Annotated in this window: 17 protein-coding genes; 12 read left to right on the top strand and 5 right to left on the bottom strand. The window is 60.5% G+C overall.

What is annotated here, in order from left to right; translation table 11 throughout:
- Window positions 1-22: 22 nt before the first annotated feature.
- From ACR0NO_RS14725 to smpB, 7 genes are all read left to right on the top strand, one after another.
- Window positions 23-670, top strand: a complete 648-nt coding sequence (locus ACR0NO_RS14725) for a queuosine precursor transporter (protein WP_480724485.1) — start codon at window positions 23-25, stop codon at window positions 668-670.
- Between the two features lie 263 nt (window positions 671-933).
- Complete coding sequence (arfB, locus tag ACR0NO_RS14720) at window positions 934-1,353, top strand: alternative ribosome rescue aminoacyl-tRNA hydrolase ArfB (RefSeq protein ID WP_480724484.1); 420 nt, start codon at window positions 934-936, stop codon at window positions 1,351-1,353.
- 60 nt (window positions 1,354-1,413) lie between these two features.
- On the top strand, window positions 1,414-2,160 hold the full coding sequence (locus tag ACR0NO_RS14715) for an SDR family oxidoreductase (protein WP_480724483.1): 747 nt from the start codon (window positions 1,414-1,416) through the stop codon (window positions 2,158-2,160).
- Between the two features lie 81 nt (window positions 2,161-2,241).
- Window positions 2,242-3,255, top strand: coding sequence for a P1 family peptidase (locus ACR0NO_RS14710; RefSeq protein ID WP_480724482.1), 1,014 nt, complete (start codon window positions 2,242-2,244; stop codon window positions 3,253-3,255).
- Between the two features lie 109 nt (window positions 3,256-3,364).
- Window positions 3,365-3,778, top strand: coding sequence for a c-type cytochrome (locus tag ACR0NO_RS14705; protein ID WP_480724481.1), 414 nt, complete (start codon window positions 3,365-3,367; stop codon window positions 3,776-3,778).
- A 204-nt stretch (window positions 3,779-3,982) separates the two neighbouring features.
- Window positions 3,983-4,525: an isopentenyl-diphosphate Delta-isomerase gene (gene idi / locus ACR0NO_RS14700; RefSeq protein WP_480724480.1), complete on the top strand. Its 543-nt coding sequence runs from the start codon at window positions 3,983-3,985 to the stop codon at window positions 4,523-4,525.
- A 47-nt stretch (window positions 4,526-4,572) separates the two neighbouring features.
- Entirely contained in the window at window positions 4,573-5,049 is a 477-nt protein-coding gene (gene smpB / locus ACR0NO_RS14695; RefSeq protein WP_170453563.1) for an SsrA-binding protein SmpB, read from the top strand.
- Window positions 5,050-5,112: 63 nt separating this feature from the next.
- Here smpB and glpK read toward each other — a convergent pair whose 3' ends face one another.
- From glpK to panB, 3 genes are all read right to left on the bottom strand, one after another.
- The gene (gene glpK, locus ACR0NO_RS14690; protein WP_480724479.1) at window positions 5,113-6,591 is read right to left on the bottom strand and encodes a glycerol kinase GlpK; all 1,479 of its coding nucleotides are present in this window, start codon (window positions 6,589-6,591) and stop codon (window positions 5,113-5,115) included.
- A 72-nt stretch (window positions 6,592-6,663) separates the two neighbouring features.
- Window positions 6,664-7,515, bottom strand: coding sequence for a pantoate--beta-alanine ligase (panC, locus tag ACR0NO_RS14685; protein WP_480724478.1), 852 nt, complete (start codon window positions 7,513-7,515; stop codon window positions 6,664-6,666).
- Window positions 7,512-8,348 (bottom strand): 3-methyl-2-oxobutanoate hydroxymethyltransferase, encoded by an 837-nt coding sequence (gene panB, locus ACR0NO_RS14680; protein WP_480724477.1) that lies wholly within the window; start codon window positions 8,346-8,348, stop codon window positions 7,512-7,514. Before panB ends, panC begins: the two co-directional genes overlap by 4 nt.
- A 170-nt stretch (window positions 8,349-8,518) precedes the next feature.
- Here panB and ACR0NO_RS14675 point away from each other — a divergent pair, with 170 nt between their 5' ends.
- Window positions 8,519-10,006 (top strand): ABC transporter substrate-binding protein, encoded by a 1,488-nt coding sequence (locus tag ACR0NO_RS14675; protein ID WP_480724476.1) that lies wholly within the window; start codon window positions 8,519-8,521, stop codon window positions 10,004-10,006.
- Window positions 10,007-10,015: 9 nt separating this feature from the next.
- On the opposite strand, the gene ACR0NO_RS14670 is transcribed toward ACR0NO_RS14675, so the two are convergent.
- A complete protein-coding gene (locus ACR0NO_RS14670) occupies window positions 10,016-10,342 on the bottom strand; it encodes an SH3 domain-containing protein (protein WP_480724475.1) in 327 nt (108 codons plus the stop codon).
- Between the two features lie 105 nt (window positions 10,343-10,447).
- Here ACR0NO_RS14670 and ACR0NO_RS14665 point away from each other — a divergent pair, with 105 nt between their 5' ends.
- From ACR0NO_RS14665 to ACR0NO_RS14650, 4 genes are read left to right on the top strand one after another with little or no spacing between them, the layout of a single operon-like run.
- Entirely contained in the window at window positions 10,448-11,395 is a 948-nt protein-coding gene (locus ACR0NO_RS14665; protein ID WP_480724474.1) for an ABC transporter permease, read from the top strand.
- A complete protein-coding gene (locus ACR0NO_RS14660; RefSeq protein ID WP_480724473.1) occupies window positions 11,392-12,207 on the top strand; it encodes an ABC transporter permease in 816 nt (271 codons plus the stop codon). Before ACR0NO_RS14665 ends, ACR0NO_RS14660 begins: the two co-directional genes overlap by 4 nt.
- Window positions 12,204-13,802, top strand: a complete 1,599-nt coding sequence (locus ACR0NO_RS14655) for an ABC transporter ATP-binding protein (protein ID WP_480724472.1) — start codon at window positions 12,204-12,206, stop codon at window positions 13,800-13,802. Before ACR0NO_RS14660 ends, ACR0NO_RS14655 begins: the two co-directional genes overlap by 4 nt.
- A gap of 37 nt (window positions 13,803-13,839) precedes the next feature.
- Window positions 13,840-15,291 (top strand): aldehyde dehydrogenase family protein, encoded by a 1,452-nt coding sequence (locus ACR0NO_RS14650; protein ID WP_480724471.1) that lies wholly within the window; start codon window positions 13,840-13,842, stop codon window positions 15,289-15,291.
- On the opposite strand, the gene pncB is transcribed toward ACR0NO_RS14650, so the two are convergent.
- A complete protein-coding gene (gene pncB, locus ACR0NO_RS14645; protein WP_480724470.1) occupies window positions 15,288-16,580 on the bottom strand; it encodes a nicotinate phosphoribosyltransferase in 1,293 nt (430 codons plus the stop codon). The two genes, ACR0NO_RS14650 and pncB, sit on opposite strands and share 4 nt — an antisense overlap.
- Window positions 16,581-16,630 lie beyond the last annotated feature (50 nt).

The raw sequence follows: 16,630 nt of genomic DNA, 5'->3' as shown, positions 1-16,630 counted from the left end.
TTGTCAAAACGGGCATCAAAACATGCAACGCGCTTACATTCCCGGCATTCTTGCCATGGCCACCATCGTTGTGGCCTCGAACATTCTGGTCCAGTTCCTGATCCTCGACGGATTGCTGACCTGGGGTGCTTTCACCTATCCGCTGGCCTTTCTGGTCACTGACATCATGAACCGCGTCTACGGCGTGGGTCCGGCCCGCAAGGTCGTGTTCGCCGGGTTTGTCACCGGTATCATCTGCTCGCTGATCGGTAGCCAGATCATGCTGCAGGGCGATGGTTTCACCTATGCCGCCGTACCGCTGCGGATCGCTGTTGCCTCGGGCACCGCCTTTCTGATCGCGCAGCTGACCGACGTCACTGTGTTCAACGCGATGCGCGGCGGCCGTTGGTGGCGCGCGCCGCTGGTTTCGACTCTGGTCGGATCCGCACTGGACACCGCGATCTTCTTTACGCTGGCCTTCTCGGCCTCGGTCACCTTCTTCGGCGCAAACGCCGACGCCGCGATCAACTGGGCTTGGGAGCCTGTGCCGTTCATGCTGTCCGGCCCGATGGCTCCGCTGTGGGTTACACTGGCCTTTGCCGACTGGCTCGTGAAGCTGTCATTGGCTTTGATCGCCCTGATCCCGTTCAAGGTGATCGTCGCCCGTCTGACTGCCGCACAGCCTGCGTAAAAAAGTGCTTTGAGAATGGCGCATCTTGTGTCAGGCTCAAAACTAACCGCAACAGATAGAAAAGGAGGTGATCCAGTGTCAAGAAAGAGATTGGAGAGAGGTGTCGGAACAACCGGGGGGAAAGCCTGCTAGGGCAGCCCTTGGCGGAGCGCTCGCTCCGGCTGGTCGATTGATCTAACCGACCCGACTTCCTGAACTTTCGACGGGCCGTCCCACCGGGGCGGCCCTTTCTGTTTCCAACCACGCCTTGTAAGGTCCGCCCCATGTTGCGCATCACTGACGATATCATTCTGCATGATTGGGAAATGACCGAGAGCTTCGTCCGCTCCTCCGGTCCTGGTGGGCAGAACGTCAACAAGGTCTCAACCGCTGTCGAGCTTCGGTTTGAGGCCGCGCGCTCGCCATCCCTGCCGGAGCCGGTGAAGAACCGCCTGAAACGTCTGGCCGGGCGACGCTGGACCAAGGATGGCGCAATTATTATTCAATGTGAAGAAACCCGCTCTCAGGCCCGCAACCGCGAGATTGCGCGCGCGCGTTTGGCAGAACTGGTCACTCGGGCGCTGGTCAAACCTAAGCGGCGGATTGCGACCAAGCCCACCTACGGCTCGGTCAAACGTCGTCTGGCCGCGAAAAAGGCCCGTGGCGACGTCAAGGCGCTGCGCGGCAAAGTATCTGAAGATTGATCTGGTATCTTGCCGACCCGTTGATACTCTGACCCGCAAAAGCGGCAGGAGGGTAACGCCATGAGGCTAGGGGGGAAAACGGCAATCGTAACCGGCGGCGCATCTGGATTCGGGGCCGGGATCGTACACACGTTTCTGGCCGAAGGCGCGCGCGTGATGATCGCTGACATCAACGGCGACGCGGCGCAGGACTTGGCGGTCCAACTGGGTTCCGCCGCCATGGCGCAGCAGGTGGATGTCAGTGATGGCGTGTCGGTTCAGGCGATGGCTGATGTGGCTCAGGCTGCCTTTGGACATCTCGACATTCTGGTCAACAATGCGGGCGTCACCCATTTGCCCACCCCGCTGGAAGACGTGAGCGAAGAGGATTTTGATCGCGTCTTTAACGTGAACATGAAGTCCTTATACCTGACTGCCCGCGCTTTTGTCCCGGCGATGAAAGCGCGCGGCGCCGGGGCGATCCTCAACGTCGCCTCAACCGCCGGGTTGTCGCCGCGCCCCAATCTGAACTGGTACAACGCCTCCAAGGGCTGGATGATCACCGCGACGAAAACCATGGCAGTCGAATTGGCCCCCTCTGGCGTTCGGGTCAACGCCATCTGCCCGGTTGCGGGGGAAACGCCGCTGCTGAAATCCTTCATGGGCGAAGATACGCCCGAGATTCGCGCCAAGTTCCTCTCAACCATCCCGCTTGGTCGCTTTTCAACCCCACAGGACATGGCCAACGCGGCCCTGTTTCTCTGCTCGGACGAGGCCAGCATGATCACCGGCACAGCGCTTGAGGTCGACGGTGGCCGCTGTATCTGATCCGCTCTTCATCTGGCCCAAAATACCTCCGCCGGAGGCAGCGCGCGCTAGCGCGCTTTCGGCCCAACACAAAAGGCGAAAATGACCCCCGGAGCCCGAAACCTTATCACCGATGTCCCCGGCCTGAAGGTCGGCAATGCGCAGGACACTGCGCTGAAGTCTGGCACAACGGTCCTGACCGCCGACACGCCATTCACAGCCTCGGTCCACGTGATGGGCGGGGCCCCCGGCACGCGCGAAACCGACCTGCTGGCCCCCGACAAATCCGTCACCCATGTCGACGCCATCACTTTGTCCGGTGGATCGGCCTTTGGTCTGGATGCCTGCTCGGGCGTCTCGGACGCGCTACGGGCACAAGACCGGGGATTTCCTGTCGGCGATATCAAGGTCCCAATCGTTCCCGGCGCAATCCTGTTCGACCTGTTGAACGGCGGTGACAAGTCATGGGACGAAAACCCTTACCGCGCTTTGGGACGCAAGGCTTTCGAAACCGCCAGCGAGGATTTCACCCTGGGCACAACTGGGGCAGGGACCGGAGCCTTGGCGGCGATGCACAAGGGCGGGTTGGGTTCGGCCTCATTTGTTTTGGCCAGCGGAGTGACTGTTGGCGCCATGGTGGCGGCGAACCCGCTGGGAAGTGTCGCAACGCCGGGTGATCGCCATTTCTGGGCCGCCCCGTTCGAGATTGGCGATGAATTCGGCGGTTTAGGGCCTGATCCCAGCACCGGACTGGGTCAACCGCAAATCAGCCGTAAGTCGCAGGCCATGCGTGCCGATCCGCAAAAAGCCAACACGACGATTGCCATCGTCGCCACCGACGCGGCCTTGTCCAAACCTCAATGTCAGAGACTGGCGGTCGCCGCCCATGATGGGATCGCGCGCGCAATCGTTCCTGCGCATACGCCGGGCGATGGGGATCTGGTGTTTGGCGTCAGCACCGGGGCAAGGCCGATGACCTCAGAGGCCGAGCTTGGGCAGATCGGCCACGCGGCCTCTCTCTGCCTGGCGCGGGCGATCGCGCGGGCGGTTTATCTTGCGACACCCGTCTACGACGATTTGCTACCTTGCTGGTCCACGCTGAACGCAACAGACTAGAAACGCCCGCACAAACGCCGAGAGGAGCGTATGCGCGGCAATCTGCCCGTTGACTCTGGGCCGCTCAAAAGCACCATCTGCGCAAGCCACCAAGTATCGGAGCCAAAATATGAATCGCATCCTAGCTACAGCAATCATCGGCCTGCTGGCCCTGCCAGCCTATGCAGAAGGCGACGCCGAAGCTGGCAAGAAAGCCTTTAACAAGTGCAAATCCTGCCACATGATCGCGGATCCCGAGGGTGAAGTGATCGTCAAGGGCGGCAAGACCGGGCCGAACCTCTATGGCATCGCAGGTCGGACTGCGGGCACCTATGAAGGGTTCAAATACGGCGACAGCATCGTTGCTGCCGGTGAAAACGGGCTGGTCTGGGACGAAGAGAGTTTCGTCGCTTATTCGCAGGACCCTAAAGCGTTCCTGAAGGATTACCTGGGCGAGACCTCGGCCAAATCCAAGATGTCTTTCCGTCTGAAAAACGGCGGCGAGGATGTCTATGCCTACATCGTGAGCGTCTCTGGCGAGTAAAATTGGCCTAAAATCCTGTTAGACATGACGAAAGGCCGCATACCTGCGGCCTTTCGTGCGATTGATAACATGACCAATCATTGCCACTTTCGTTCCATGCGGTGCCTGTGCTCAGCCTTATGACACCGAACCGCCACGCCGATCTGGCCATTGCATAACCCCAAATTCCCGCTGTTCCGGCGGATCGGCATCAGGAGATGACAGATGGGATTGATGATTCCGGCCTGGGTTGATGGCCAATTGACCCCCGTCGACAAGCTGGAGGCACATGAAAAGGGCCTCAAGCACAAGGCCGTGTCTGTCTTTGTCGTGCGGGGCACCGAAATTCTGCTGCAGCGCCGCGCCATGGGCAAATATCACACGCCGGGTCTTTGGGCGAATACTTGCTGCACGCATCCTGACTGGAACGAAAGCGCCTCGGCCTGTGCCGTGCGCCGCCTGCGTGAGGAAATGGGCATCACCGGCCTCTACCCGGAATACCGCCACCGGCTGGAGTATCACGCTGATGTCGGCAACAACATGGTGGAACATGAGGTCGTTGATGTCTTCCTCGCCCATGTCCGGGGACAGTTGAAAATCGCGCCTAACCCGGACGAAGTGATGGATATCCGCTGGATCGACTATCACGATCTGCTGGCCGAAGTGCGCCGTCATCCCACCCGTTTCACGCCGTGGCTCAAGATCTACCTCGCCAACCATGCCGACACGATTTTTGGCCCAGATCTGATCATCTCGGCCAAGAGGTAGGCGCTGCGCCTTGCAAGGACCGCTCAAGCCGCCTACATCATCGCGTCATGGCCAAGCAGAAGACAGACCCGAATTACAAAGTCATCGCCGAGAACCGGCGCGCCCGCTTCGATTACGCAATCGAAGAGGATATCGAGTGCGGCATCGTGCTGGAGGGCTCTGAGGTCAAATCCCTACGGGCGGGTGGGTCGAACATCGCCGAAAGCTACGCCTCGGTCGATGACGGAGAGCTATGGCTAATCAACAGCTACATTGCACCCTATGAGCAAGCCAAGGTGTTCAAGCATGAAGAGCGCCGCCGCCGCAAGCTGCTGGTGTCGCGCAAAGAGCTGTCGAACCTGTGGAATGCAACCCAGCGCAAGGGCATGACGCTGGTGCCGCTGGTGCTGTATTTCAACCACAAGGGCCGGGCGAAGCTGAAGATCGGGATCGCCAAGGGTAAAAAGCTGCATGACAAGCGCGAAACGCAGGCCAAGCGGGATTGGTCGCGGCAGAAGCAGCGGCTGATGAAAGATCACAGCTAACTCGAAACGCTGTTGAGGTCGGTGCCGGGCTGAAGCCCGGCCTTCTTGGTGTCTGGAGACCCGTCAGAATGCCATGGCTGCCTGAACGGCGCGTTGCCAACGGGCATAGGCGGCGTCGCGGTCCTCTTGCGGCATGTCAGGCTCGAATCGCTGATCCAACTGCCACGTCTCGGCGAAACCGTCCTGATCGGGATAGATCCCGGCCTTCATGCCCGCCAACCAAGCTGCCCCCAAGGCGGTTGTTTCCTGCATCACGGGGCGATCGACTGGTGCACCCAGAATGTTGGAGAGGCCCTGCATGGCCCAGTCAGATGCGCTCATCCCGCCATCGACGCGCAGGATTACCTCTGCCTCAGCCCCCCAGTCGCCCTGCATGGCGTGCCACAGGTCTCGGGTCTGGAAGGCGATGCTTTCCAGTGTGGCGCGGGTGATTTCGGCCCGGCCCGAGTTGCGGGTCAGTCCGAACATTGCGCCACGGCAATCCGGTTTCCAGTAGGGCGCGCCCAGACCGGTGAAGGCGGGCACCAGCACCACATGCTGGTTCGGATCGGCCTGCTTGGCCAGATCGCCGCTCTGCGGGGCCGAGTCTATGATTTGCAGCGCGTCGCGCAGCCACTGAACGGCGGCCCCGGCGATAAAGATCGAGCCTTCTAACGCATAAGTCCGCTGCCCATCCAACTGATACCCAATGGTGGTGAGCAGACGGTTCTTTGACGCAACTGGCTGCGTACCGGTGTTCAACAGGGCAAAGCACCCGGTGCCATAGGTCGATTTCATCATGCCGGGCTGGAAACAAGCCTGTCCGATAGTGGCGGCCTGCTGGTCTCCAGCCACTCCCAGAATAGGGATATTGCCGCCGAGCAGCGTGGTCATGCCGAAATCAGCGGCGCAATCCAGCACCTCTGGCAGCATCGCCATCGGGACGTCCAGCAGATCACAAATCTCGGCGCTCCATGCGCCTTTGTGGATGTCGAACAACAGGGTCCGGGCGGCGTTGGTTGCATCGGTGACGTGATTGCGCCCTTCGGTCAGCCGCCAGATCAGGAAACTATCGATGGTGCCGAACAGCAGCTCTCCGGCTTCGGCCTTTTCGCGCGCGCCGGGAACGGTATCCAGCAGCCATTTCACCTTGGTGCCCGAGAAATACGGGTCCAACAGCAGCCCGGTTTGCAGGGTCACATCATCCTCGCACCCGGCCTGTTTGTAGCGGGCGCAGATATCGGCGGTGCGGCGGTCCTGCCAGACGATGGCATTGTAAATCGCTTTGCCGGTGGTCTTGTCCCAGACCACGGTGGTTTCTCGCTGGTTGGTGATACCAATCCCGGCGATTTGCGCAGGCGTTGTGCCCGTGCTCTCCATCACCTCCTGACAAACGCTCAGAACGCTGTTCCAGATATCCTCGACATTATGTTCAACCCAGCCTTCCTGCGGGAAATGCTGGGGAAATTCCTGCTGGGCCGTGCCCACACGCTGCATCTGAGCGTCAAACAAAATGGCTCGCGATGATGTCGTGCCCTGATCAATAGCCAGAATATATGTCATGCCCGCGTTCCTCCCCCGGTGGTGTTTTGCGGGACTTTAGCGCAAACACTCGCACAGGGGCCAGAGCAGAAATCAGGCTGCAGCGACCGGGATATTGTCTATCAGCCGCACGCCATCCGCCCAGGCGGTGACGAACAGGCGGGCCGGGCGGTCGGCACAAGGCAGGGCCTGCAGCGTTTCGGCACAGCGCAGGTCGATATATTCGACCTCGGTGAAGCCCGCCTTAATCAGGGTGTCGCGCGCAGCTTGCGCAATCGGCGCGAAATCCGCGCCCTGTGACAGCTTTTCCGCCATCCCGCGCATGATCTGGTTCTTCTGCGCCGCGATCTGCAGCCCTTCGGCTGAGAGGCGCAGATTGCGCGAGGACATCGCCAAGCCCGACGGCTCACGCACGGTGGGGCAGCCGACGACCTCGATCGGGATATCCAAATCGCGGGCCATGCGCCGCACGACCAACAGCTGTTGATAGTCTTTTTCCCCGAAATAGGCTCGATCCGCCTGCGTTTGCAGGAACAGTTTGGCGACCACCGTGGCGACGCCTTCGAAGTGACCGGGGCGGAAGGGCCCCTCCATCACATCGGTCAGGCCCGCGACCGAAACCGTTGTCGAGAACCCCTCGGGGTAGATCTGATCCGGGTCCGGCACATAGATGGCGTCAACACCATAGGGGGCGAGCTTTTCGGCATCCTCATGCTCGGTGCGCGGGTAGTTGGCCAGGTCCTCGGGGTTGTTGAACTGTTTGGGGTTCACAAAGATCGTGACAATAACGCGGTCGCATCCGGCCTTGGCCGCCTCGACCAGTGACAAATGCCCCTGATGCAGCGCGCCCATTGTGGGGACGACGCCGACTATCTCTCCGTCACGGTGCCATTGCGTGGTCAAGGCCCGCAGGTCCGCCAATCGGCGCAGAATAGGCGCGGTCATGTGCCGGTGCCCTTGGGGGTCTGATCCGCAAAAACATGCTCATCCGCCGGGAAGGTGCGGGCGCGTACTTCGGCTGCGTATTCAGCAATGGCGGCTTCGGCCAAGGGGCCAAGTTCCGCATAGCGTTTGACGAATTTCGGTTTGAACGCAGTGAAAAAGCCAACCATGTCGTCGACCACAAGGATCTGCCCATCACAGCCGGCCGAGGCCCCGATGCCGACAGTAGGGATTGCCACCTCAGCCGTGATCCGATCGGCCAGACCTTGCGGAACTTTCTCTAACACGACCGAAAACGCACCTGCCTGTGCCACGGCGGCGGCATCAGCCAGCACCGCCTCGGCCTGTTCGTCGCGGCCTTGCACCTTGTAGCCGCCCAGCGTGTTGATGGATTGAGGCGTCAGGCCGATATGAGCCATGACCGGGATGCCGCGCTTGACCAGAAAGCGGATGGTCTCGGCCATCTCGACCCCGCCTTCCAGTTTAACCGCGCCAGCCGCGGTTTCCGCCATCAGGCGAGCGGCGTTGCGGAAGGCTTGCGCGGGGCTTTCCTCGTAGCTGCCGAAGGGCATGTCGATCACCATCATCGCGCCTTCCAGCCCACGCGCGACGGCCTGACCGTGCAGGATCATCATCTCCATCGTCACGCCAAGGGTCGATTCCAAACCGTGCAGCACCATTCCGACGCTGTCGCCTACAAGGACAAAGTCGCAATGGGCGTCCATCAGTCGGGCCATCGGTGTGGTGTAGGCCGTCAGACTGACCAAAGGATCGCCGCCTTTTCGCGCGCGGATATCCTCGGCGTTCGGGGCTTTTTTGCGGGCTGTGGCGCTCATGCTCGGCTCCGGCACGGTTCATGTTGCAGCGCGGCATATCAGATCGGACCGGGCCCGCGAAACCCCGGTTGCGCGAACATTTCCTTGAATGACCCTAGGTTTAAGGGAACACTGGCCTCCGATAGGCCCAAAATACGCGGCTACGTTGACATCAACGGGGAGAGATTTTCATGACAAAGCAGATGTTTCGAACCTTCGGATCGGTCTTGGCGCTCAGCGCCAGTGTGCTGGCGACGCAGGCATTGGCGAAATCCGACATCACCATCGCCATGCAGCTGGAGCCACCGCATCTGGACCCGACCAGTGCCGCCGCACAGGCCATTGATTCGGTTGTTTACACCAATATTTTCGAAGGTCTGACCCGTTTCATGGGCGACGGCTCGGTCGTGCCGGGGCTGGCGGAAAGCTGGGAGATCTCAGACGACGGCACCGTCTATACCTTCAAGCTGCGCGATGGCGTGACCTTCCACGATGGCACCACGATGGATGCCGAGGACGTCAAGTTCAGCCTAGATCGCGCTATGGCCGAGGACAGTGCGAATGCGCAAAAGGCGCTGTTCGCTGGCATCGAAAGCGTCGAGGCCGTGGAGCCCCTGACCGTCAAGGTGACCTTGTCCGAGCCAAATGGGAATTTCCTGTTCAACATGGCCTGGGGCGACGCCGTGATCGTGGCCTCAGACAGTATCGACGACATCAAGACCAATCCGGTCGGAACTGGGGCGTTCACCTTTGGCGAATGGGTGCAGGGCGACAGCATCACGCTGAACCGCAATCCCGATTATTGGGGCGATCAGCCAGCGTTAGAGACGGCTACGTTCAAGTTCATCTCGGATCCGACCGCCGCTTTTGCAGCCATGATGGCCGAGGATGTGGATGTGTTCGACAATTTCCCCGCGCCGGAAAACCTGCCTCAGTTCGAGGCCGATCCACGCTTTCAGGTGCTTGTCGGCTCGACCGAGGGTGAGACGATCCTGTCTACGAACAACAAGCAGGAGCCCTTTGACGATATCCTCGTTCGGCAGGCGTTGGCCCACGCGATCGACCGTCAGGCGATCATTGACGGTGCCATGTTCGGCTATGGCACCCCCATCGGCACCCATTTCGCGCCGCATCACCCGGCCTATGTCGATCTGACCGGGCAATCCGCCTATGATCCGGAAAAAGCCAAATCTCTGCTGGCTGAGGCCGGCTTGGCAGACGGGTTCGAAACCACGCTGCATCTGCCGCCCCCGTCCTATGCACGCCGTGGCGGCGAGATCGTTGCCGCTCAATTGGCCGAGATCGGGATCAAGGCCGAGATCATCAATGTCGAATGGGCGCAGTGGTTGGAGTCGGTCTTCAAGGGCAAGGATTTCGGCCTGACCATCGTCAGCCATACCGAGCCGATGGATATCGGCATCTACGCCCGGCCCGACTACTATTTCCAGTATGAAAGCACAGATTTTCAGGCGCTTATGGAGCTGCTGAACACCACAACCGACCCGGATGAGCGCACCCGCCTGATGGGTGAAGCACAGCGGTTGATTTCCAGCGACTACGTCAACGGCTACCTGTTCCAATTGGCCAAGCTCGGCGTGGCGAAAGCGGGCGTTCAGGGGCTGTGGCAGAATGCGCCAACAGCCGCCATTGATCTGACCGCGATCAGCTGGGCTGAGTAACTGTCGGGGCTAACCCGCCCCGTCAATCAACCAATTGCTATGAACCCAGCCCTTGCGTCGGGGCTGGCCATAGTAGACACCGATCCACTCCCCCTGCTGCGCGCAGGTGCGGACTGTGTCGCCGTTGCGCAGTTGGTCGACCTGGAAATAGTTCGAACCGGGCCCGGTGCGCACAGCCAGAAAGCCATCACCGTTCGGATCCAGACCCGAGACGATACTGGCCGCGCATCCTGCGGCTTGCCCGTCTTCGGTGATCAGGAAATCCACATCTAGTTGCTGAGCGGGCACCGCGCCCGCTGCGGCTAAAAACAAAGCCGCATGTAAAGGTATTCTCATCATCAATTTCCTTTCAAACAATGGTCTCAGGATAGGACCCGCACTGATTCTCGACAATGGAACTGGTGCTGGACCCAAAGCGCGGCCCGGCCTAACGTGGCGCTGATGCTTCGCTATGCCCTCAAACGTCTGATTTCGCTGGTGATCAGCCTGGCGGTTGCCTCGGTGGTGATCTTCGCCGTGATCGAGATCGCACCGGGCGATCCAGCCTCATTCATGCTGGGCGTCAACGCGCAGCCCGATACGCTGGCCGCTCTGAGGGCCGAGTTGGGCTTGGATATGTCCAAACTTGATCGGTACGTTAATTGGATTGGTGGCATGCTGGTCGGCGATTTTGGTACCTCCTACACTTATCGCACGCCGGTCTCGCAGATGATCGCGGATCGGCTCTGGGTGTCTTTGCCACTGGCGCTTTATGCGCTGACCCTGTCCACTCTGATTGCCTTCCCAGCGGGCATCTACGCCGCCGCCCGTCGCGGTAAACCGGGCGATCTGACGGTCATGGGGGCCACGCAGTTGGGCATAGCTGTCCCGAACTTCTGGTTCGCGATGATGCTGGTTCTGATCTTCGCCATCAACCTGCGCTGGTTCAACGCCGGAGGGTTCGCCGGTTGGGACAAAGGGTTCTGGACCGGGCTGCATTCTCTGACCCTGCCTGCTGTCGCCCTGGCGCTGCCACAAGCGGCCATTCTGGCGCGGGTGATGCGGTCGTCGCTGCTCGACATACTTGGTGAGGATTTCATGCGCACCGCCCGAGCCAAGGGGCTTTCCCGCCGTCAGGCGCTGTGGAGACACGGGGTGCGCAACGCGCTGATCCCGGTGCTGACGATCATTGGGCTGCAGTTTTCGTTCCTTCTGGCCGGGTCGATCATTATCGAGCAGGTCTTCTACTTGCCCGGCCTTGGACGGTTGGTGTTTCAGGCAATCTCGGCCCGTGATCTGATCGTGGTGGAATCTGTGGTCATGCTGCTGGTTTTCGCCGTCATAACCGTGAACTTTCTGATCGATCTGGCCTATGCCGCCGTGGACCCACGGCTGAGGAGCCGGACATGAGCCGCAACCTGATCCTTGGCGCGGTGCTGTCGTCATTGGTTCTGCTGGCGGCGCTGGTGTCGTTTGTCTGGACGCCCTATGACCACGCCGCTTTGGACATTCCCGCGAAACTGCAGCCACCCAACGCGCAGCATTGGTTCGGCACCGATCATTTCGGGCGTGATATGTTCTCGATGATCATGGTCGGCGCGCGGACGTCCATTGCCGTGGCGCTGGTGGCGGTGGGGATCGGTATGGTGTTGGGCGTGCCCTTGGGCCTGACGGCGGCAGCGCGCAAGGGGTCTTGGCTGGATGAGGTCATTATGCGCGGCAACGATCTGGTCTTTGCCTTCCCCTCGCTGGTCATCGCGATTTTGATCACTGCCGTTTTCGGCGCCGGTGCGATTAACGCGATCATCGCTATCGGCATTTTCAACATCCCCGTCTTCGCCCGTATCACCCGCGGCGCGGCCCTGTCCCTGTGGGAGCGGGAGTTCATCCTCGCCGCCCGTGTCTCGGGCAAAGGGGCCGCGCGGATTTCCGCAGAACATATCCTGCCCAATGTCGCCAACCTGCTGATCGTTCAGGGGACCATCCAGTTCAGCCTTGGAATTCTGGCCGAGGCGGGGCTGAGTTACGTCGGTCTCGGCGCGCAACCACCCACGCCAAGCTGGGGTCGGATGCTGGCCGATGCGCAGACAATGGTCAGTTTTGCCCCGCATTTGGCTCTAATCCCGGGTCTGGCAATCATTGTGACGGTGTTGGGTTTGAACTTGCTGGGTGACGGTCTGCGCGACTGGCTCGATCCACGTATCAGGGTGGCGCGGGCATGAACCTGTTGCGGATCGAAAACCTGTCTCTGGCCATTCATGACGCTGAGATTCTGAAACAAGTCAGCCTGTCCATCGCGCCGGGTCAGATCGTGGCGGTTACGGGTGAGAGCGGCTCCGGCAAGTCCATGACTGCGTTGGCCGTCATGCAACTGATGCCAAACGGAGCGCGCACCGACGGGTCGATACATCTGGACGGGCAAGAGATTCTAAACCTGCCTGAGACTGACATGTGCGCCCTTCGTGGCGCGTCGATCGGAATGGTGTTTCAGGAACCGATGACCGCTCTGAACCCGGTCAAAACCATCGGCGATCAGGTGATGGAGACCATCCTGATCCACAAAGCGATGCCCCGCGCGCAAGCTGAGGCCCGCGCGCAAGAGGTTCTCAGCCGTGTTGGCCTGCCTCCTGACCGCTTCCCTCTGTCCCGCTACCCGCATGAGCTGTCGGGTGGCCAGCGTCAGCGTGTGGTCATCGCGATGGCGATTGCGCTCAGGCCCAGGTTGCTGATCGCGGATGAGCCCACGACAGCCCTGGACGTGACCACGCAGGCACAAATACTGGACCTGCTGAAGGGGCTTGTACGCGAATATGACATGGGGCTTCTGATGATCACTCATGATCTGGCCGTGGTGGCCGATATGGCGGATCAGATCGTGGTCATGCGCCGGGGCGAAGTTGTCGAAAGCGGCGCAACCGACCATCTCCTCCAAAACATGCAGCACCCCTATACACGGATGCTGTTTGACGCCTCGAACCATCAAGTTGCTCTGCCTGAGACGCAGGAACAAAAGCCCTTGCTTGAGGTCACCGACGTGGTCCGTGACTATCGCCTACCGCGCAAGGGACTGTTCACAAAGCCCGCCCACATGCGGGCGGTAGACACGGTCAGCTTCACCCTCAACCGCGGAGAGCGTCTGGGTCTGGTCGGAGAGTCGGGATGTGGAAAATCGACCCTAACACGGACTATTTTGGGCCTGGAGGAGGTCCAATCCGGCGAAATCCGGCTGGATGGCGTGCCCGTTTTCTCGGGCCACAAGCCAAATCTCGACGTCCGTCGGAAGATGCAGGTCGTGTTCCAAGACCCCTATGGCAGCTTCAACCCACGCCACCGCGTTGCGCGGTTGATCACGGAACCATTTCACCTGCTGGAAGCTGCTCCGACCGGGCCCGAGCGTCAGGACAGGATCGCCGAGATGCTACGCGCCGTCGGCCTCAGCCCGGATGATGCCGGGAAATACATACATGAATTCTCGGGTGGCCAGCGGCAACGTATCGCCATCGCCCGCGCATTGATCATCCGCCCAGAACTGATCCTGTTTGATGAGGCGGTCTCGGCCCTCGACGTGTCGGTCCGGGCGCAGATCCTAGATCTTCTGGCCGAGCTGTGCACGGCCTACGATTTGACCTATCTATTCATCAGCCACGATCTAAGCGTCGTGCGCACGATCACGGATCGGGTGATGGTGATGCAGGCTGGGAAAATCGTCGAACAGGGCGAGACCGAGGATGTCTTTGCCAATCCCGGTCACCCCTATACCCGCAAGCTCATCTCTGCCGCGCCGCAGTTACCCGACATCGGGCGCAAAATCACATGATATTCTCTATGTTAGAGCCTAAATACAGGAGTTCCCGATGATCAATCCGATATGGTTCGACCCCAGCAAATGTCTGATCGGCGGGGAATGGAAAACGCCGGAAGCGGGGGAATACTTGCCGCTTGTGAATCCTTCGGACGGGTCCGAACTCTGCCAGATTGCCCGAGGTCAGCAGGGCGATATCGACGCGGGTATTGCTGCCGCGCGATCTGCCTTGGACGGAGATTGGGGCCGGATGCCTGCGTTTGAGAGGGGGCGCATCCTGAGCAGACTGGGGCAATTGGTTCTGGACCGGGTGGACGACCTCGCCAGGCTTGAGGCCATGGATGTGGGCAAACCGCTGACCCAGGCCCGCGCCGATGCCATCGCTTTGGCGCGGTATTGCGAATTCTACGGGGGTGCGGCGGATAAAGTGATGGGTGAGACCATCCCCTATCTTGACGGATATACCGTCTACACCCTGCGTGAGCCGCATGGCGTGACGGGGCATATCGTGCCGTGGAATTACCCGATGCAGATTATTGGACGCTCGGTCGGAGCGGCGCTAGCCATGGGCAATGCCTGCGTTTTGAAACCGGCCGAAGAGGCCTGCCTGACCGCCCTCGCCTTCGCCCATCTGGCGGTTGAGGCCGGATTGCCCGCCGGGGCGCTGAATGTCGTTCCCGGTCTGGGGGCCGAGGCTGGCGCGGCGTTGTCCGGGCACGCGGGCGTTGACCATATCTCGTTCACCGGTTCGGTCGCGACGGGGGCCTTGGTGCAGCAGGCGGCCGGAAAAAATGTGGTTCCTGTGACGTTGGAGTTGGGCGGGAAGTCTCCGCAATTGGTGTTCGATGACGCCGATCTGGACGCGGCCCTGCCGTTTCTGGTCAATGCGGGCATTCAGAACGCGGGTCAAACCTGTTCGGCCTCGTCGCGCATTCTGGTGCAGCGCGGTTTGTATGAGCAGGTCAAGGAGCGGATGGCCGAGGCATACGCGCAACTGACCGTCGGGCCCGCGTTGGATGACCTTCGCGTGGGGCCGCTGATCTCGGACCGGCAGAAGGCTATCGTTTCCGGGTTCTTGTCCAAAGGCGCGGATTTGGCAATTGCAGGGCAGGGGCAGATCGTTCCGGAGGCACCGGAAGCGGGGGCCTATGTGCGCCCGACCCTCTTCGCCGATGTGCCAGCAGATCACGCTCTGGCTCGGGAAGAGATCTTTGGCCCAGTGCAGGTCTTGATCCCGTTTGAGACCGAAAAACAGGCTCTAACCATAGCCAACAGCACCGATTACGGGTTGGTCGCCAGCATCTGGACGCGTGACGGGGCGCGGCAGATGCGATTGGCCAAGCGCCTGCGTTCGGGGCAGGTGTTCATCAACAACTACGGCGCAGGCGGAGGCGTAGAGCTACCATTCGGAGGGGTCGGTAAATCCGGCCACGGCCGCGAAAAAGGGTTCGAGGCGCTCTATGGCTTTTCGCAACTCAAGACGGTGGCTGCCCTGCACGGCTAAACGATCACCTCGATCGGTTTCTGCGCGCCAACGCCGAACACCCGCTTGTAGCGCTCGATTTCCTCGGCAGGTCCCATGGCTTTTTCCGGGTTATCCGACAGTTTGACCGTCGGGCGCCCATTGGCAGACACCGCCTTGCAAACCAGCGAGAACGGCGCCAGCGCGTCATCTGGAACAAGGCCGCGGAAGTCGTTGGTCAGCAGCGTGCCCCAGCCAAAGGAGATATTGGTGCGCTCTGAGAACTGACTGTGCAGCTCTTTGATCTTGTCGACGTCCAAACCGTCCGAGAAGATGATCCGCTTCTGCTTAGGGTCCTCGCCACGAGACGCCCACCAGTCGATCGCAATCTCGGCACCGGCGGCGGGATCGCCGCTGTCGATGCGGATGCCCGTCCATCCGGCCAGCCAGTCGGGGGCATGGTCCAGAAACCCTTTGGTGCCATAGGTGTCAGGCAGGATGATGCGCAGATTGCCTTCATGTTCGTCATGCCAGTCGCTGAGGACGTCGTAGGGGGCCTGCGCCAGCGCTTCATCAGTGTCGGCGAGGGCGGAATAGACCATGGGCAGTTCATGCGCATTGGTGCCGATAGCCTCAACCTCGCGCCGCATGGCGATCAGGCAGTTCGAGGTGCCGGTGAACGACTCGCCCAGTCCCTCGATCATGGCCTGAACGCACCAATCTTGCCAAAGGAAGGAATGCCGCCTCCGCGTGCCAAAATCTGCAATCCCAAGCCCGTCGATAGAACCCAGCTGTTCGATCTTTTCCCACACACGCGTCATCGCACGGGCATAGAGCACCTGAAGTTCGAACCGACGCATGTGGTTCAGCACCGCGCGCGAGCGTAGCTCCATCAGCACCGCGAGCGCCGGGATCTCCCACAGCATGACCTCATGCCATTTGCCCTCGAAGGTCAGTTCGTATTGGTCGCCTTTACGTTCCAGATGGTAGGGCGGCAGGCGCATATTCTCGAACCACTCCATGAAATCCGAACGGAACATCTGCCTTTTGCCATAGAACATATTGCCCCGCAGCCACGTGCTTTCCCCCCGGCTGAGGCTGAGCGAACGGATGTGGTCCAGCTGTTCCCGCAGCTCACCTTCGTCAATCAAACGGGCCAGCGGCACGTGATTCGAGCGGTTGATCAGGGAAAACGCGACATCTGTTTGGGGCTTGTTACGAAACACTGACTGGCACATCAGCAGTTTGTAGAAATCCGTGTCGATCAATGACCGCACAATCGGGTCGATCTTCCATTTGTGATTGTAGACACGGGTCGCGATGTCGACCATGGGGAACTCCTGCAATTTCCGTTGTTAGATCAATCAGCACGGCGAATGGC

The organism is Ruegeria sp. CL3 (assembly GCF_056536505.1).
The sequence above is the reverse complement of the archived record's forward strand: the minus strand, read 5'-3'. Positions and strand labels throughout refer to the sequence as shown.

Excerpts from the sequence above, each read along its gene's own strand:
- ACR0NO_RS14665 (WP_480724474.1), top strand. The coding sequence starts at position 10,448 with ATGCTTCGCTATGCCCTCAAACGTCTGATTTCGCTGGTGATCAGCCTG.
- smpB (WP_170453563.1), top strand. The coding sequence starts at position 4,573 with ATGGCCAAGCAGAAGACAGACCCGAATTACAAAGTCATCGCCGAGAAC.
- ACR0NO_RS14650 (WP_480724471.1), top strand. The coding sequence starts at position 13,840 with ATGATCAATCCGATATGGTTCGACCCCAGCAAATGTCTGATCGGCGGG.
- arfB (WP_480724484.1), top strand. The coding sequence starts at position 934 with ATGTTGCGCATCACTGACGATATCATTCTGCATGATTGGGAAATGACC.
- ACR0NO_RS14705 (WP_480724481.1), top strand. The coding sequence starts at position 3,365 with ATGAATCGCATCCTAGCTACAGCAATCATCGGCCTGCTGGCCCTGCCA.
- ACR0NO_RS14710 (WP_480724482.1), top strand. The coding sequence starts at position 2,242 with ATGACCCCCGGAGCCCGAAACCTTATCACCGATGTCCCCGGCCTGAAG.
- ACR0NO_RS14660 (WP_480724473.1), top strand. The coding sequence starts at position 11,392 with ATGAGCCGCAACCTGATCCTTGGCGCGGTGCTGTCGTCATTGGTTCTG.
- ACR0NO_RS14715 (WP_480724483.1), top strand. The coding sequence starts at position 1,414 with ATGAGGCTAGGGGGGAAAACGGCAATCGTAACCGGCGGCGCATCTGGA.
- panB (WP_480724477.1), bottom strand. The coding sequence starts at position 8,348 with ATGAGCGCCACAGCCCGCAAAAAAGCCCCGAACGCCGAGGATATCCGC.
- ACR0NO_RS14670 (WP_480724475.1), bottom strand. The coding sequence starts at position 10,342 with ATGAGAATACCTTTACATGCGGCTTTGTTTTTAGCCGCAGCGGGCGCG.
- ACR0NO_RS14655 (WP_480724472.1), top strand. The coding sequence starts at position 12,204 with ATGAACCTGTTGCGGATCGAAAACCTGTCTCTGGCCATTCATGACGCT.
- pncB (WP_480724470.1), bottom strand. The coding sequence starts at position 16,580 with ATGGTCGACATCGCGACCCGTGTCTACAATCACAAATGGAAGATCGAC.
- idi (WP_480724480.1), top strand. The coding sequence starts at position 3,983 with ATGGGATTGATGATTCCGGCCTGGGTTGATGGCCAATTGACCCCCGTC.
- panC (WP_480724478.1), bottom strand. The coding sequence starts at position 7,515 with ATGACCGCGCCTATTCTGCGCCGATTGGCGGACCTGCGGGCCTTGACC.
- ACR0NO_RS14675 (WP_480724476.1), top strand. The coding sequence starts at position 8,519 with ATGACAAAGCAGATGTTTCGAACCTTCGGATCGGTCTTGGCGCTCAGC.
- glpK (WP_480724479.1), bottom strand. The coding sequence starts at position 6,591 with ATGACATATATTCTGGCTATTGATCAGGGCACGACATCATCGCGAGCC.
- ACR0NO_RS14725 (WP_480724485.1), top strand. The coding sequence starts at position 23 with ATGCAACGCGCTTACATTCCCGGCATTCTTGCCATGGCCACCATCGTT.